The 16,079-nt window shown below is 63.0% G+C and carries 15 protein-coding genes and 1 rRNA gene; 7 read left to right on the forward strand and 9 right to left on the reverse strand.

The window, feature by feature from the left end; translation table 11 throughout:
• From B9N72_RS13935 to B9N72_RS13970, 8 genes are all read right to left on the reverse strand, one after another.
• Positions 1-90 (reverse strand): 16S ribosomal RNA (locus tag B9N72_RS13935); the annotation flags it as partial.
• Positions 91-536: 446 nt separating this feature from the next.
• Positions 537-1,484 (reverse strand): class I SAM-dependent methyltransferase, encoded by a 948-nt coding sequence (locus B9N72_RS13940; protein ID WP_085276918.1) that lies wholly within the window; start codon positions 1,482-1,484, stop codon positions 537-539.
• A gap of 126 nt (positions 1,485-1,610) precedes the next feature.
• A complete protein-coding gene (coaD, locus tag B9N72_RS13945) occupies positions 1,611-2,138 on the reverse strand; it encodes a pantetheine-phosphate adenylyltransferase (protein WP_085276919.1) in 528 nt (175 codons plus the stop codon).
• Between the two features lie 104 nt (positions 2,139-2,242).
• A complete protein-coding gene (locus tag B9N72_RS13950; RefSeq protein ID WP_085276920.1) occupies positions 2,243-3,214 on the reverse strand; it encodes a peptide ABC transporter ATP-binding protein in 972 nt (323 codons plus the stop codon).
• On the reverse strand, positions 3,211-4,185 hold the full coding sequence (locus tag B9N72_RS13955) for an ABC transporter ATP-binding protein (protein WP_085276921.1): 975 nt from the start codon (positions 4,183-4,185) through the stop codon (positions 3,211-3,213). Before B9N72_RS13955 ends, B9N72_RS13950 begins: the two co-directional genes overlap by 4 nt.
• A gap of 10 nt (positions 4,186-4,195) precedes the next feature.
• On the reverse strand, positions 4,196-5,119 hold the full coding sequence (locus B9N72_RS13960) for an ABC transporter permease subunit (RefSeq protein ID WP_085276922.1): 924 nt from the start codon (positions 5,117-5,119) through the stop codon (positions 4,196-4,198).
• A 16-nt stretch (positions 5,120-5,135) separates the two neighbouring features.
• Positions 5,136-6,164 (reverse strand): ABC transporter permease subunit, encoded by a 1,029-nt coding sequence (locus B9N72_RS13965; protein ID WP_008952572.1) that lies wholly within the window; start codon positions 6,162-6,164, stop codon positions 5,136-5,138.
• Positions 6,165-6,572: 408 nt separating this feature from the next.
• Positions 6,573-8,165, reverse strand: coding sequence for an ABC transporter substrate-binding protein (locus B9N72_RS13970; protein WP_085276923.1), 1,593 nt, complete (start codon positions 8,163-8,165; stop codon positions 6,573-6,575).
• Positions 8,166-8,470: 305 nt separating this feature from the next.
• Here B9N72_RS13970 and B9N72_RS13975 point away from each other — a divergent pair, with 305 nt between their 5' ends.
• The gene (locus B9N72_RS13975; RefSeq protein WP_085276924.1) at positions 8,471-9,412 is read left to right on the forward strand and encodes a LysR substrate-binding domain-containing protein; all 942 of its coding nucleotides are present in this window, start codon (positions 8,471-8,473) and stop codon (positions 9,410-9,412) included.
• Between the two features lie 46 nt (positions 9,413-9,458).
• Here the strand turns inward: B9N72_RS13975 and B9N72_RS13980 are convergent, their stop codons facing one another.
• Entirely contained in the window at positions 9,459-10,580 is a 1,122-nt protein-coding gene (locus B9N72_RS13980) for a beta-ketoacyl-ACP synthase III (RefSeq protein WP_085276925.1), read from the reverse strand.
• 266 nt (positions 10,581-10,846) lie between these two features.
• On the opposite strand from B9N72_RS13980, the gene iscR reads away from it, so the two are divergent.
• The 6 genes from iscR (at position 10,847) to hscA (ending at position 16,078) form a co-directional block, all read left to right on the forward strand.
• A complete protein-coding gene (gene iscR, locus B9N72_RS13985; RefSeq protein WP_085276926.1) occupies positions 10,847-11,329 on the forward strand; it encodes a Fe-S cluster assembly transcriptional regulator IscR in 483 nt (160 codons plus the stop codon).
• Positions 11,330-11,358: 29 nt separating this feature from the next.
• On the forward strand, positions 11,359-12,576 hold the full coding sequence (locus tag B9N72_RS13990) for an IscS subfamily cysteine desulfurase (protein WP_085276927.1): 1,218 nt from the start codon (positions 11,359-11,361) through the stop codon (positions 12,574-12,576).
• Positions 12,577-12,802: 226 nt separating this feature from the next.
• Complete coding sequence (gene iscU, locus B9N72_RS13995; RefSeq protein WP_008952566.1) at positions 12,803-13,186, forward strand: Fe-S cluster assembly scaffold IscU; 384 nt, start codon at positions 12,803-12,805, stop codon at positions 13,184-13,186.
• A 48-nt stretch (positions 13,187-13,234) separates the two neighbouring features.
• Positions 13,235-13,558 (forward strand): iron-sulfur cluster assembly protein IscA, encoded by a 324-nt coding sequence (iscA, locus tag B9N72_RS14000; protein WP_085276928.1) that lies wholly within the window; start codon positions 13,235-13,237, stop codon positions 13,556-13,558.
• Between the two features lie 81 nt (positions 13,559-13,639).
• A complete protein-coding gene (gene hscB / locus B9N72_RS14005; protein WP_085276929.1) occupies positions 13,640-14,173 on the forward strand; it encodes a Fe-S protein assembly co-chaperone HscB in 534 nt (177 codons plus the stop codon).
• Positions 14,174-14,218: 45 nt separating this feature from the next.
• Positions 14,219-16,078 (forward strand): Fe-S protein assembly chaperone HscA, encoded by a 1,860-nt coding sequence (hscA, locus tag B9N72_RS14010; RefSeq protein ID WP_085276930.1) that lies wholly within the window; start codon positions 14,219-14,221, stop codon positions 16,076-16,078.
• Position 16,079: the final 1 nt, after the last annotated feature.

A 16,079-nucleotide genomic window follows, 5' to 3' on the forward strand; every position in this document is an offset into this window, starting at 1 on the left:
AGCGGGCCGAAGCCCCTGTTACCGTTCGACTTGCATGTGTAAAGCATGCCGCCAGCGTTCAATCTGAGCCAGGATCAAACTCTTCAGTTCAATCTCATAGCAATTTTTGGCACGCAAGATCAAAGAAATATCGAGATACTTCCTGTCTTGCAGTGCAAGTGTCGGCTTTGCCGAGCACTCACACCTATCGGTTATTCTGTCTGTTAAAGAGCGGTGCTGACCGCCTCGTTTCCGTCGCGGCGTCAGCTGAGGAGGCGAACTATACGCCCCGACCCAACCCCCGTCAACGCTTCTTTGCAGAAAAATGACAGAAATTTCTCGAAAAATCGACAAACAATTGATAATTAAAGAAAAGTAGATTCGAACGAATAATGGGCAGGCCATTTAAGAGAGGGAGGATCATCGGTAGACACAGTGACAACCCAGGCTTCCGCTCCCCTATTTCCTGCTTCCCGCCCCTTAACAGGCAGCAAGAAAGGAAGGCATGCCTTCCTTTTTTGCTCGACGCCCCCGCCACATGGAGCGGTACCCCAGCCTCAGGGGCGATGCTGCAGCCGATAGCAGACGTGGATCTTCTTGTTGCGGAAATCTTCCGGCACTGACTGGGTACTGATGTCGCGCACCTCGTAACGCTCCGACAGCCCCGAGTCGAGGGTGAACGAGCGCAGGTTGTTGGAGAAGTACAGCGTGCCGCCCGGCGCCAAGAGCGCCATGGCGTCGTCGATCAGACGCACGTGGTCGCGCTGAACATCGAGGATGTCGAGCATCTTCTTGGAGTTGGAGAAGGTCGGCGGGTCCATGACGATGAGGTCGAACTCTTTGCGCTGGTAGATGGCGTCGTCGAGGTACTGGAACACGTCGGCACGCACCAGCTGGTGGCGGCTCAGGTCCAAGCCGTTCAGCTCGAAGTTACGGCGCGACCAGTCCTGATAGGTGTTGGAGAGATCGACCGTTTCCGAGCTGACCGCCCCGCCGGCGCCGGCGTAGACGGTGAAGCTGCCGGTGTAGGCAAACAGGTTGAGGAAGCGCTTGCCGGCAGCTTCTTCGCGCACGCGCTTGCGGGTGTTGCGGTGGTCGATGAACAAACCGGTGTCGAGGTAGGCTTCGAGGTTGACGATGAAGCGCTGGCCGAACTCTTCGACGATGAAGTCGTCGCCCAGCTCACCGAGCTTCTCATATTGATTCTCGCCCTTCTGGCGACGGCGGGTCTTGAGCGCAATGTGCTTACGTGCCACACCGGTGACTTGCTGAATGGTGTCCAGGCAGGCGTCGAGCCAGGCTTCGCGCTCGCTGTCGTCCATTTCCCAGCCGGTATCGTATTCCTGCACGTGGGCGCGTTGGCCGTAGATGTCCACCGCCAGCGGGAACTGCGGCACGTCGCGGTCGTAGGCGCGCCATGCCTCGATGCCCTGGCGGCGGGCCCACTTGGCGTAATGCTTGAAATTCTTGCCGAGTCGATTGGCGAACGGTGTCACATCCACCATGGCGCTATCCTTCTTCTGACCGGTTTGGAGCCGGCGTCCATCAAAAAGCAAAACGCGCCAGTTTCGGAATCTGACGCGCGGGGTGTTTCGGCCAGCGGGCGGCCGAGCGGGAGATATTATGACTCGTTATGGCTTGTGGTGCATTTCCACCAGCTTGAGACAGACCGGTTCCGGCAGGTATTGGCGGATCACCTGTTCCCAGCCTTGCGGTCCGACCAGCCCCTTGACCATTGTGGAGGAGACTTCGGCGTATTCGCGCGGCGGCAGCAGGAAGATGGTGGTGATATCCGGGTGCAGGTCGGTATTGATGTAGCGCATGGTGCGCTCGTATTCGTAATCGCTGGCGGTACGGATGCCGCGGATGATGTAGTTGGCACCGACGGACTGGGCGTAATTGACCAGAAACTGGTTCTCGAAGACTTCGACGCGCAGATTGGGAAATTCCTGCGTGACGGCGAGCAGCATCTCAAGACGCTCTTCGACGCTGAAGCTGCAGTGCTTGTCCGGATTGACGCCAATGGCGACGATCACTTCGTCAAATAGCTCGACGGCCTTGCGAATGATCCACAGATGTCCATTGGTGACCGGATCGAAACTCCCGGCGTACACGGCTCGCTTCAATTTGCGTTTTCCTGTTTTATTCATCTGCACCATGGTCGAATCTATCCTGCAAAACGGGCAAGGTAAAGTTATTTTTGCTGCATAGCAAAAAACCCCGCCTGGAGCGGGGTTTTAGGCCGGGCGCTGCTTTCAGTCTATCAAACGTTGATTTCCTCCGCGCGATGACACGCCACCAGGTGACCTTCCACCGGGCGCAATGACGGCACCTCGCTGCGGCAACGTTCTACGGCGTGCGGACAGCGCTTGTGGAAGGCGCAGCCGGTTGGCGGGTTGAGCGGACTCGGCAGTTCGCCGACGATCTTGATCTTGGCGTGACGATCTTCCGGGCGGATCGACGGCGTGGCCGACAACAGCGCCTGGGTGTACGGGTGCAGCGGCCGCGAGTAGATCTGCTCTTTGCTGCCGCTTTCCACCGCGCGTCCGAGGTACATCACCATCACGTCGTCGGCGACGTGCTCGACCACGGCGAGGTTGTGCGAGACAAACACGTAGGCGGTCTTGAACTCGTCCTGCAAATCCATGAACAGGTTGAGCACCTGCGCCTGGATCGAGACGTCAAGCGCCGAGGTCGGCTCGTCGGCGATGACGATTCTGGGGTTGAGCATCATCGCGCGGGCGATGGCAATACGCTGGCGCTGGCCACCGGAGAACATGTGTGGGTAGCGGTAATAGTGCTCCGGGCGCAGGCCAACCTTGGCCATCATCGCGCGCACCTTGGCCTGGCGCTCGGCCGCCGACAGCGAGGTATTGATCAGCAGCGGTTCGGCCAACTGGTCGCCGATCTTCTGGCGCGGGTTGAGCGAGGCATAGGGGTTCTGGAACACCATCTGCACCCGGGTGCGCATGGTTTTCAGGGTGGCACGGTCGGCCTTGGCTGCATCGACCCCGTCGAGCAGCAGCGAGCCGGAGGTCGGCGGCTCGATCAGGGTCAGCTGGCGCGCCAGCGTGGACTTGCCACAGCCAGACTCGCCCACCACCGCCAGCGTCTTGCCGGCCTGGAGCGAGAACGAGACGCCGTTGAGCGCCTTGACGGTGGCGGCGGGTTTGAGGAAGCCCTGCGACACGTCGTAATAGCGGGTCAGTTCCCGCGCTTCAAGAACGGTAGTCATCGGGACTCCTTGTCATACAGCGGAAAATGGCAACGCACGGCGCCTTGAGGCAGAGGGGTCAACGCCGGCCGCTCGGCGCGGCAACGCTCCTGCACGTACGGGCAGCGCGGCGACAGCAGACAGCCCGACGGCCGATCGTACTGCCCCGGCACGATGCCCGGCAGCGTGGAGAGGCGGTGTGCGCCCTTGCTGTGCTCGGGGATCGACTTCAGCAGCGCTTCGGTATAAGGATGGGTCGGGTGGCGGAAGATGTCCGGCACCTTGCCCATTTCCGCCACCTGGCCGGCGTACATCACCGCTAGACGCTGCGCCACCTCGGCCACGACGGCCAGGTCGTGGGTGATGAGGATCAGCGCCATGTTCTGGCTTTGCTGCAGCGACACCAGCAGTTCCATGATCTGGGCCTGGATGGTGACGTCGAGCGCGGTGGTCGGCTCGTCGGCGATCAAGAGTTTCGGATTACAGGCGATGGCCATGGCGATGGCCACGCGCTGGCTCATGCCGCCGGAGAGCTGGTGCGGATAGGCGGAGAGGCGGCTGGCCGCCGCCGGAATTTCCACCATTTCCATCAGCTCCAGCGCGCGCGCCTTGAGCGCCGCGCCGCGCAGGCCCTGGTGCAGCTTGAGCACTTCCATGATCTGGTAGCCGACGGTGAAGCTCGGGTTGAGCGCCGTCATCGGGTCCTGGAAGATCATCGAGATGTCCTTGCCGACGATCTTGCGCCGCTCGCGCGCGCTGATGGTAAGCAGGTTCTTGCCATCGAACTCCAGCTGGTCGGCAACGATACGGCCCTGCCCTTCCAGGAGGCCCATCATCGCCATCATCGTCACCGACTTGCCGGAACCGGATTCGCCGACGATGCCCACGATCTCGCCCTGATCGACGGTGAGATCCAGCCCTTCCACGGCGCGGAAGGGGTTCTTGTCCGAACCGAACTCGACCGAGAGGTTCTTGATTTGCAACAGACTCATGTATTTCCCCTTACGCGGCGCGCTTCAGTTTCGGGTCGAGCGCATCGCGCAGGCCGTCGCCCATCAGGTTGATGGCCAGCACCGACAGCAGGATGGTCACGCCCGGCAGGGTCACCACCCACCAGGCGCGTTCGATGTAGTCGCGCGCCGAGGCCAGCATGGTGCCCCATTCCGGGGTCGGCGGTTGCACGCCGAGGCCGAGGAAGCCCAGCGCGGCGGCTTCGAGAATGGCCGAGGAGAAGCTCATGGTGGCGTGCACAATCAGCGGCGCCATGCAGTTGGGCAGCACGCAGACGAACATCAGGCGCAGCAGGCCGGCACCGGCCACGCGCGAGGCGGTGACGTAGTCGCGGTTGAGTTCGGTCATCGCCGAGGCGCGGGTGAGGCGGACATAGGCCGGCAGCGCCACGATGGCGATGGCGATCATGGTGTTGATCAGGCCCGGGCCGAGGATGGCGACGATGGCCACCGCCAGCAGCAGGGCCGGCAGCGCCATCATGATGTCCATCAGGCGCATGATCAGGCTGCCCAGCACCTTGGGGAAGAAGGCGGCGATCAGGCCGAGGATCACCCCGGGCACCATCGCCATCACCACCGAGGTCAGGCCGATCAGCAGCGACAGGCGCGCGCCGTGGATCAGTCGCGACAGCAGGTCGCGCCCCAGTTCGTCGGTGCCGAACAGGAAGCGGCTGGTGCCGCCATCCATCCAGGCCGGCGGTGCGAGGATGGCGTCGCGGTACTGTTCGATCGGGTTGTACGGCGCGAGCCAGGGGGCCAGGAGTGCACTGACGGCGATCGCGATCATGAAGATCAATCCGGCCACGGCACCCTTGTTATGGGAGAAGCCCTGCCAGAATTCTTTCAGCGGGGACGGATACGACAGCGCGACCTCGTCGGCGGCGGTCGCAACGGGAGAAGCTTGTACGTTGGCCATGACGGCTCCTGAGCGATTACTTGGCATGACGGATGCGCGGGTTGGCGATGCCGTAGAGGATATCCACGATGAAGTTCACCAGGATCACCAGCGTGGCGACCATGAGGATGCCGTTTTGCACCACCGGGTAGTCGCGCCGGCTGATGGCGTCGATCAACCACTTGCCGATGCCGGGCCAGGAGAAGATGGTTTCGGTCAGGACCGCGCCGCCCATCAGCGTGCCCACCTGCAGCCCCATCACCGTAAGCACCGGGATCATGGCGTTACGCAGGGTATGGATGAAGATCACCCGCGCCGGCGACAGCCCCTTGGCGCGCGCGGTGCGGACGTAATCCTCGCGCAGCACTTCCAGCATCGAGGAGCGGGTCATGCGCGCGATCACCGCGAGCGGAATGGTGCCCAGCACGATGGCGGGCAGGATCAGATGCTTCAGGGCGTCCTTGAAGGCACCGGCGTTGAGTGAAGGGTCGGCGGCTTCGGCCAACCAGGCGTCGATCAACATGAAGCCGGTGCGCGGCGCGATGTCGAAGGCCAGGTCGAGCCGGCCAGAGACCGGAGTCCAGCCGAGCTTGACCGAGAAGAACATGATGAGGATCAGGCCCCACCAGAAGATCGGCATCGAGAAGCCGGTCAGGGCGAGCCCCATGACGCCGTGATCGAAGATCGAACCGCGCTTGATGGCGGCGATCACGCCGGCCAGCAGACCGAACACGGCGGCGAACAGCATCGCCATCACGGCCAGTTCCAGCGTGGCCGGGAACAGCGTGGTGAACTCTTTCCACACGCTGTCCTTGGTCACCAGCGACTCGCCCAGATGGCCGGTCGCCAGGTTATGCAGGTAATCGACGTATTGCAGATAGATCGGCTTGTCGAGGCCCAGGCGATGCATGGCGTCGGCGTGCATCTGCGGGTCGAGCGTGCGCTCGCCCACCATGACTTCCACCGGATCGCCGGGGATCAGGCGGATCAGACCGAAGGTGATCAGCGTGATGCCGAAGAACGTCGGCAGCAGCAGACCCAAGCGCCTCAGAATGAATGAAAACATATGAAACATCTCCCACGCTCAGTGCACGCAGCGATAAGGCGCACTGTTGGTCGACCCCGGGTAAGGGATCATGCCAAGCGAAAGATGGAGGAAGAACTGCGGGAGAAGAGAGAAGGAGGCGCCGGACGATAACGTTGCAACTGAACCACCCACCCACATCAGCTACTCGTTACCGTCACGGCAAGAGAACGATAACATCGCGCTGGCGCGGGGGTATTGATATAGGTCAAGAAGCGACGAAGATGCATCCGGCCGCGGTCATTTTCCCGGCCCCAGTCGGCCTTTCCACCATCCGCTCAACGGCCCCGAGCTGCTGCGGGTCATGCCCTTTGCATGGTCGGAACCGTTGTAATGGATCGGGGGCCGCAGCCCCCGAAAATCAGCCATCAGACAGGCGCAGTGCCGTCCTTATTTGACGCTGACACCGTAGAAGGAATTCAGGCCGAACGGGCTGACCTTGAAGCCTTCCACTTCCTTGCGCATCGGCTGATTCACCGTGGAGTGCGCAATGGTGGTCAGCGGCACTTGCTGCTTCACGATTTCCTGCGCCTTCATGTAGAGCTTGGTGCGCTCGCCGACGTTGGCGGTGGCCTTGCCCTTCTGGATCAGGTCTTCGAACGGCTTGTAGCACCACTTGGAGAAGTTGTTGCCGTTCATCGCGTCACAGCCGAACAGCACGCCCAGCCAGTTGTCCGGATCGCCGTTGTCGCCGGTCCAGCCGATCAGCATGGAGTCGTGTTCGCCGGCCTTGGCGCGCTTGAGGTACTCGCCCCACTCGTAGGACTGGATCTTGGCCTTGACGCCGATCTTGGCCCAGTCGGACTGGATCATTTCGGCCATCACCTTGGCGTTCGGGTTATACGGGCGCTGCACCGGCATGGCCCACAGGCTGAGTTCGAAGCCGCTCGGGAAGCCGGCCTTCTTCAGCAGCTCCTTGGCCTTTTCCGGGTTGTACGGGGCGTCCTTCAGCGACTTGTTGTACGACCACTGGGTCGGCGGCATCGGGTTGGTGGCCGGTTGACCGGCGCCCTGGTACACGGCGTCGATGATGGCTTTCTTGTTGATCGCCATGTCGAGTGCCTGGCGCACTTCGAGCTTCTCCAGCGGCTTGTGCTTGACGTTGTAGGCGACGTAGCCGAGGTTGAAGCCGGATTGCGACATCACCTTGAGCTTCGGGTCGGCCTTCATCGCCGGCACATCGGCCGGGCGCGGGAAGGTGGTGACCTGGCACTCACCGGCTTTCAGTTTCTGGAAGCGTACCGACGGGTCGGTGGTGATGGCGAACACCAGGTTATCGACCTTCACCTCACCCTTGTTCCAGTATTCCTTGTTGCCGGCAAAGCGGATCTGGGCGTCTTTCTGGTAGCGCTTGAAGATGAACGGACCGGTACCGACCGGCTGTTGGTTGATCAGCTGCGGCTTGCCTTCCTTCAACAGCTTGTCGGCGTATTCGGCCGACTGGATCGAGGCGAAGCTCATCGCCAGATCCTGCACGAAGGCGGCGTCGATCTTCTTGAGGGTGAACTTGACGGTATACGGGTCGATCTTCTCAACCTGGGCGATGTTCGCGTCCATGCCCATGTCGGTGAAGTACGGGAATTCGGTCGGGTAGGCCTTACGGAACGGGTGGTTCTTGTCGAGCATGCGCTGGAAGGTGAACAGCACGTCGTCGGCGTTGAATTCGCGGCTCGGCTTGAAATAGTCGGTGGTGTGGAACTTGACGCCCTTGCGCAGATGGAAGGTGTAGTTCAGGCCATCCGGCGAGACTTCCCACTTTTCGGCCAAGCCCGGGATCACCTTGGTGCCGCCGCGCTCGAATTGCACCAGGCGGTTGAACACGGTTTCGGCCGAGGCGTCGAAATCGGTGCCGGTGGTGTACTGGCCCGGATCGAAGCCGGCCGGGCTCCCCTCGGAACAGTAGATCAAGGTACCGGCGGCCTGCGCCATGGAAGCGCCGGCAACCAGGCCGGCGGTAAGCAGCAAATGCTTGGCAATTTTCATAGTTTCCCTATTCCCTGCTTGTATTTGAAGTTTCAGCTTTTACAGTCCGCCAGCGCCCGGGTAGGGTGCAGGCGGTGACATCACGACAATCACGCCCTGCCCTTTCTCCCCCTGATGTCGCCCGGAACGGGTCCGGAGGGAGATCGTGCGGCCAACGCTCGGCGGTTATCAGGCGCCGAGACGACTTCTGCTGGTGCGCGCCGAGTATTCCACACTTCAACTATCACATCTATTCGCAAACGATGATAGCCAATGCTATATTGTTATAATATGGCCTGTGCCAGCCATTCAAGAAAGCGTTCTCCATGATCCGTTTCCGCCAAGTCGAGGCCTTCCGCTGTCTGATGGCGACGGGCACCAGTGTCGGTGCCGCGCGTCGCATGCACATCACCCAGCCGGCGATCAGCCGGCTGATCGCCGATCTCGAGGCGGACCTGGGCTTTCGCCTGTTCAACCGCACCAAGGGGCGGCTCGAACCGACCATGGCGGCAGTACGCTTCTACCGTGCCGTGGAAGAAAACTTTCTCGGCCTGGAGCGGCTGAAGCAGGCCGCCGAGACCATCCGCCAGGAGGCCTCCGAAGGGCTGACCGTGACCTGTCAGCCGATACTGTCCACCGCACTGCTACCACCGATACTGCGCGAATTCTTCAAGAGAAAACCGGGCATGCCGGTCAAGGTCGACACGGCCAACAGCCCCGAGATTCTGGTGCGGCTGCAGGACCTCAAGGTCGACATCGCGGTGTGCCAGGCCTTTCCCCCCATTGCCGGCATCGAGACGGAGCCGCTGCTGGAGGGCAATGTGCTGTGCGCCATGCCGGCCGCGCACCCGCTGGCCAGGAAGGAGCTGATCACGCCGGAGGACCTGCACGAGCAGGAAGTCATCGGCTGGCTGTCCGAAGGCCCGCTGTCGCGCGGCATGGAGGAGGTCTACCTGCCCGATCCGGCCATCCGCCCGCGTTACACCATCCGCACCCATACCTCGCAAACCCGCTACGCCATGGTGGCCAACGGCTTCGGCATCTCGATCGTCGAGCCCTTCGCCGCCCCGATGTGGGAGCCGCACGGCGTGGTGGTGCGTCCGTTCCAGACCGACGCCCGCTTTCAGTACGTGCTGGCCTACCCGAGCACCGGCATCCGCTCCGACATCGCCCACGAGTTCCGCGAAGCCGCGCTGGCGGTGGCACGCGAGCACGATTTCGGCATCGCGACCCGCCAGGATCTGGCACGCTCGACCGTACTGGCCTAAGCCCTACCCCGTTGGCCTCGTCCCCAATGAGGGTCGGGGCCAACACTCAGTTCTTCCTCAGCACCACGCTGCCCACCGAATAACCGGCACCAAACGAGCAAATCACCCCCATATCATTAGTTCCTAGCCGATCTTTATGTAAATGGAAAGCGATGATCGAGCCGGCAGAGCTGGTATTGGCGTAGCGGTCGAGGATGACTGGCGCCTCGTCAAGCGTGGCCTCTCGCCCCAGCACGCGGCGTGAGATCAGTTGGTTCATCGCCAGATTGGCTTGGTGCAGCCAAAAACTGCGCACGTCATCCGGGCGAATCGCCAGTTGTTCCAGATGGGCCACGATATGCTCGCCGACCATCGGGCAGACTTCCTTGAACACCTTGCGCCCCTGCTGGATGAACAGCTTATCCGGCTGGCCGATGCCGCTCTCGTCGCAGCGGTTGAGGAAACCGAAGTTGTTGCGGATGTTGTTGGAGAAGGTCGTGGCCAAGCGCGTCCCCAGCACTTCGTAGACGTTGGCCGAAGCCGCCAGGTCGGCACGTTCCAGCAGCACCGCGGTGCAGGCATCGCCGAAGATGAAATGGCTGTCGCGGTCGCGGAAGTTGAGGTGGGCCGAGCAGATTTCCGGGTTCACCATCAGCACCGCGCGCGCCTGTCCGCACTGGATGGCATTGACCGCGCTGTGGATGCCGAACGTCGCCGAGGAGCAGGCCACGTTCATGTCGAAGGCGTAGCCCTGGATGCCGAGCGCCTGCTGCACCTCGATCGCCAATGCCGGGTAGGGCCGCGGCAGGTTGGAACAGGCGGCGATCACCAGGTCCACATCTTCGGCCAACCTTCCCGCCTGGGCCAGCGCTTCGCGCGCGGCGGCGAGCGCCATCTCGGCCTGAAGCGACAGGGCCTCGTTGTCCCGCTCGGGCAGGCACGGCGCCATGCGCGCCGGGTCGAGCACGCCCGCCGCGTCCATCAGGAAGCGCTGGCGGATGCCCGAGGCCTTCTCGATGAACTCGGCGCTCGACGCCGCCAGCGGCTCGACCTCGCCGGCAGCAATGGCCCCGGCCTGTTCGGCGTTGAAATGGGCGGCGTACTGGTTGAAGGCCGCGACCAGCTGTTCGTTGCCGACCGCATTGGGCGGGGTAAACAGGCCCGTGCCGCTAATGACCACCTTATGCATTGCTCACTCCCTGCCGGCGGCAGTGGCCGGCACATCAAATCAAACAAATGTTTGACTGATGATACACCAAGCGGCCACGGAACATTAAGAAACACATGCCAGCCACGCTAAAACCAAGTAAAATAGTCAAGTTATAGCCGGTGTCGACGAAACGGCTTCTGCCCGTGCCTCAATGCAGATGAACAAACTTGGCCGACCAGTAGTTGACTGAATTACTCGGAAATTAGGTATAATCCGGATAACCATCCCCAACGGAAACTGAGATCATGCGTTTGACCACCAAGGGACGCTTCGCCGTCACCGCCATGCTGGATCTGGCCTTGCGCCATGGCAACGGCCCCGTCACGCTGGCGGGGATCAGCGAACGGCAGAGCATCTCGCTTTCCTACCTGGAACAGCTGTTCGGCAAGCTGCGCCGCGCCGAGTTGGTGGAAAGCGTGCGCGGTCCGGGCGGTGGCTACACCCTGGCCAAGAGCGCCGACCAGATTTCGGTGGCGGACATCATCACCGCCGTGGACGAGCCGGTGGACGCCACCCAGTGCGGCGGCCGCGAGAACTGTCATGACAACCACCGCTGCATGACCCACGACTTGTGGACCAACCTCAACGCCACCATTTTCGATTACCTGTCCAAGGTGACGCTGTTCAGCCTGGTGGCCGAGCAGCACGCCAAGGATTCGAACGTCATGCAGGACAAGCGCGAAGCCACGCCACAGCGGGCTCGCGTCACGCCGACCGGCGCCATGTGAACCGGACGCCTTTTGTGGAGATATTAAGAATGAGTCAGCTCAAGCTTCCGATCTACCTCGACTATTCCGCCACCACGCCGGTCGACCCGCGCGTGGCGGAACAGATGGTGGTCTACCTGACCGAGAAATTCGGCAACCCGGCGTCGCGCAGCCACAGCTTCGGCTGGGAGGCGGAAGCCGCGGTGGAACAAGCCCGTGCTGACGTGGCCGCGCTGGTGAACTGCGACCCCAAGGAAATCATCTGGACCTCCGGCGCCACCGAGTCCGACAACCTGGCGATCAAGGGTGCCGCCCAGTTCTACAAGAGCAAGGGCAAGCACATCATCACCGTCAAGACCGAACACAAGGCCGTGCTCGACACCTGTCGCGAACTGGAGCGCCAGGGCTTCGAGGTGACCTACCTCGGCGTCAAGGACAACGGCCTGATCGACCTCGACGACTTCAAGGCGGCGCTGCGCCCGGACACCATTCTGGTATCCGTGATGTACGTCAATAACGAGATCGGCGTAATCCAGGATATTCCACAGATCGGCGAGATCTGCCGCGAGAAAGGCATCGTGTTCCACGTCGACGCCGCCCAGGCCACCGGCAAGGTCGATATCGATCTGAACAAGCTCAAGGTCGACCTGATGAGCTTCTCCGCTCACAAGACCTATGGCCCGAAAGGCATCGGCGCGCTGTACGTGCGCCGCAAGCCGCGCGTACGCCTGGAAGCGCAGATGCACGGCGGCGGCCACGAGCGCGGTTTCCGCTCCGGCACGCTGGCGCCGCATCAGATCGTCGGCATGGGCCAGGCGTTCCGCATCGCCCGTGAAGAGATGGCGACCGAGAACGAGCGCATCCGCATGCTGCGCGACCGCCTGTGGAACGGCATCAAGGACATGGAAGAGGTGTACATCAACGGCGACATCGACGCCCGCGTGCCGCACAACCTCAACGTCAGCTTCAACTTCGTCGAAGGCGAGTCGCTAATCATGGCGGTGAAGGACCTGGCGGTATCGTCCGGCTCGGCCTGCACCTCGGCCAGCCTGGAGCCGTCTTACGTGCTGCGCGCGCTGGGCCGCAACGACGAACTGGCGCACAGCTCGATCCGCTTCACCATCGGCCGCTTCACCACCGAGGAAGAGATCGACTACACCATCCAGCTGATGCGCGAGAAGATCGGCAAGCTGCGCGAACTGTCCCCGCTGTGGGAAATGTTCAAGGACGGCGTCGACCTCAACAGCATCGAGTGGGCCGCCCACTAAGAACCTGTTCACGATCAGTCGCGAGCAGCCCTCAGCGGGGTGAAGAGCAGCGCAGGAACCGGAATGTACTGGAGTACATGAGGATTCCTGATCGCTGAACCAATCTGAAGATTGGCACGCAGAGCACATGAGCCCCGATCAGGGATGCGCAGCAAGATCGGGAACGGGTTCTAAACCAGATTACCGGCGGGAGGCAGCCCCTCCCGCACGCAAGGAGAACTACACCATGGCATACAGTGAACAGGTCCTGGACCATTACGAGAACCCGCGCAACGTCGGCTCCTTCGACAAGGGCGACGACAGCGTCGGCACCGGCATGGTCGGCGCCCCGGCCTGTGGCGACGTGATGAAGCTGCAGATCAAGGTCAACGAGAACGGCGTGATCGAAGACGCCAAGTTCAAGACCTACGGCTGCGGCTCGGCCATCGCCTCGTCCTCGCTGGTGACCGAGTGGGTCAAGGGCAAGACGCTGGACGAAGCCATGTCGATCAAGAACACCGAGATCGCCGAAGAGCTGGCGCTGCCCCCGGTGAAGATCCACTGCTCCATCCTGGCCGAAGACGCCATCAAGGCAGCAGTGAGCGACTACAAACAGAAACACGGCAAGTAAGCGGATGGCAGGCGCCGCCTGCCCTCTGCCCCATCGGCAGGAACGACTATGGCAATCACTCTTTCCGAAAGCGCGGCCGACCACGTCCGCAACTTCATCGCCAAGCGCGGCAAGGGCCTGGGCATCCGCCTCGGCGTGAAAACCTCGGGCTGCTCGGGCATGGCCTACAAGCTGGAATTCGTCGACGTCGCCAGCGACGAGGACATGACCTTCGAGAGCCACGGCGTGACGGTGTTCACCGACGCCAAGAGCCTGGCCTACCTCGACGGCACCGAGCTCGACTACACCAAGGAAGGCCTCAACGAAGGCTTCAAGTTCAACAACCCGAACGTCAAGAACGAGTGCGGTTGCGGCGAGAGCTTCAACGTCTGAGTCACCTTGAGAGCCATGCTGCCGGAACCGACCTTCGTGGTCGGTTTTGTCTGAAAAGCAGGGCGCTGTTTGCGAGATGCCATGAACTTCGACTTCAAGCAGGACCATTTCAGCCTGTTCGGGCTGCCGCGCCGCTTCGCGCTGGACGCGGGCCAGCTGGATAGCGCCTGGCGCACCGTGGCAGCGCAGGTCCATCCCGACCGTTACGCCAGCGCAGGGGACGCCGAGAAGCGCGCCGCCCTGATGATGGCGACCCACGCCAATGAAGCCTACCGCACCCTGAAATCGCCGCTGGCGCGCGCGCGCTATCTGCTGCAGCTGGCCGGCGTCGACACCCAGGAAGACACCAATACCAGCATGCCGGCCGATTTCCTGATGGCGCAGATGGAATGGCGCGAAGCGATCGGCGAGGCCAAGGACGAGCACGACGTGGCCGCACTGGAGAAGCTGGCGCGGGACCTGCAACGCGACGCTGCAGCCCTGCAGCAGCACCTCGGCGTGGCGCTGGACGACGCCGGCGATCTGGACGGCGCCGCCGTCCTGGTTAGAAAATTGCGCTTTCTGGAAAAACTCGAACAGGAAATCGGCGACGCCATCGAAAGCCTGCTGTTCTGACCCCACAGGTTGGCCGAAGCCGCCTCTACAACACGATTGACCACCATGGCCCTCTTGCAAATTGCCGAACCCGGCCTCTCCGCCGCACCCCATCAACACCGCCTCGCCGTCGGCATCGACCTCGGCACCACCAACTCGCTGGTGGCCACCGTGCGCAGCGGCGCGGCCGGCGTGCTGCCGGACGAGTGCGGCCGCAGCCTGCTGCCCTCGGTGGTGCGCTATCTCGACGACGGTGACGTGGCGGTGGGCTTCGCCGCGCAGGCCGAGCAGAGCCGCGACCCGCACAACACCATCGTGTCGGTGAAACGCTTCATGGGACGCGGCCTGGCCGACATCAGCGAGGCCGCCGCCCAGCCCTACCGCTTCGTCGACGCGCCCGGCATGGTGCAGCTGATCACCCGCGCCGGCCCGAAGAGCCCGGTGGAGATTTCCGCCGACATCCTGCGCGCGCTCAAGCAACGCGCCGAAGCGTCCCTCGGCGGCGAGCTGGTGGGCGCGGTGATCACCGTGCCGGCCTACTTCGACGACGCCCAGCGCCAGGCCACCAAGGACGCCGCCCGCCTGGCCGGGCTCAACGTGCTGCGCCTGCTGAACGAACCGACCGCCGCCGCCATCGCCTACGGTCTCGACAACAGCTCCGAGGGCGTCTACGTGGTGTACGACCTCGGCGGCGGCACCTTCGACGTCTCCATCCTCAAGCTGACCCAGGGCGTGTTCGAGGTGCTCTCCACCAGCGGCGACTCGGCACTCGGCGGCGACGACTTCGACCATCGCGTGTACTGCTGGGCGCTGGCGCAGGCCGGCCTGTCCGGCCTCAACGCGCACGACTCGCGCCTGTTGCTGACCTGCGCGCGCGAAGCCAAGGAGGCGCTCACCGAGCACGCCAGCACCCATCTCACCGCGCTGTTGTCCGACGGCCAGGCCATCGACCTGACGCTCGACCAGGACACCTTCCGCGACATCACCAAGACCCTGGTCGACAAGACCCTGCTGCCGGTACGCAAGGCGCTGCGCGACGCCCGCATCGGCGTCGACGACGTCAAGGGCGTGGTGATGGTGGGCGGCGCCACGCGCATGCCGCACATCCAGAAGGCGGTGGGCGACCTGTTCGGCCAGACCCCGCTCACCAACCTCGACCCAGACAAGGTGGTGGCGCTGGGCGCCGCGATGCAGGCCAACGTGCTGGCCGGCAACAAGCAGGACGACGACTGGCTGCTGCTCGACGTGATCCCGCTGTCGCTAGGGCTAGAGACCATGGGCGGGCTCACCGAAAAGATCATCCCGCGCAACAGCACGCTGCCGATCGCCCGTGCCCAGGAGTTCACCACCTTCAAGGACGGCCAGACCGCGATGTCGATCCACGTGCTGCAGGGCGAGCGCGAACTGGTGAGCGACTGCCGCTCGCTGGCGCAGTTCGTGCTGCGCGGCATTCCGCCGATGGTGGCGGGGGCGGCGCGCATCCGCATCACCTTCCAGGTGGACGCCGACGGTCTGTTGGCGGTGTCGGCGCGCGAGCTGACCTCGGGCGTGGAAGCCCATATCGAGGTCAAGCCGTCCTACGGCCTGTCCGACGAGGAGATCACGCGCATGCTGACCGACTCACTGGCGCACGTGCAGGACGACATCGAGGCGCGCAAGCTGCGTGAGGCCATCGTCGACGCCGAAAGCCTGGCCGACGCCACCCGCGCCGCCATCGCCGCCGACGGCGACCTGCTCAGCGCCGACGAGCTGGCCGCCATCGAGGCCGGCCTCGGCGCGGTGGCCGACGCCATCGCCGGCAACCGCACCGTGGCGATCAACGAAGCCGCCCACCAGCTCAACCGTCTCACCGAAACCTTTGCCGCCCGCCGCATGGACCGCAACGTGCAGCGCGCGCTCAAGGGTCACAACATCGCCGAATTGTAAG

Source organism: Pseudogulbenkiania subflava DSM 22618 (genome assembly GCF_900177275.1).
In the GTDB taxonomy this organism is placed as follows: domain Bacteria; phylum Pseudomonadota; class Gammaproteobacteria; order Burkholderiales; family Chromobacteriaceae; genus Pseudogulbenkiania; species Pseudogulbenkiania subflava.